We start from the raw sequence: 393 nt of genomic DNA on the forward strand, positions 1-393 counted from the left end.
TGACAAGCTGAAAAACGAAATATGAAAAAAGCCCCAGATAATAGTATTTGTTGGGGCGGGAGTTACGCCTTAAAAAAGCGCGGTACATCTGAAACAGAATCAGTGTTTCGGCACAGGAAAGAATCGTGTCCAGCACCAGCTGGTAATAGACCGTCATATGATCTGCTCCTCCATATAATCTAAAAATTTCTGATTTACTTCCCTGTGGCGGTGACGGCTTAAGGGAATCACTTCTCCATTATCTAATGTTACGGAATCCTTAAAAATATTGTGAACGTGCTTTAGATTTACAATGAAACTCTTATGGACCCTGAGAAATCCATGGCCTTCCGTCTGCTCTTCCACAGCGCTGATCCGTCCGGTAAAGGTATAGTCACCCTGTCTGGAAGAGAT

At 43.0% G+C, this 393-nt stretch carries 1 protein-coding gene; it reads right to left on the reverse strand.

The annotated features are described in order from the left end of the window. Window positions 1–153 precede the first annotated feature (153 nt). Window positions 154–393: LytTR family transcriptional regulator DNA-binding domain-containing protein (locus NE664_15330; protein ID MCQ4728004.1), on the reverse strand; the 240-nt coding region annotated here is incomplete at its 5' end.

The sequence above is a fragment of the Anaerotignum faecicola genome (assembly GCA_024460105.1).
GTDB lineage: Bacteria > Bacillota > Clostridia > Lachnospirales > Anaerotignaceae > JANFXS01.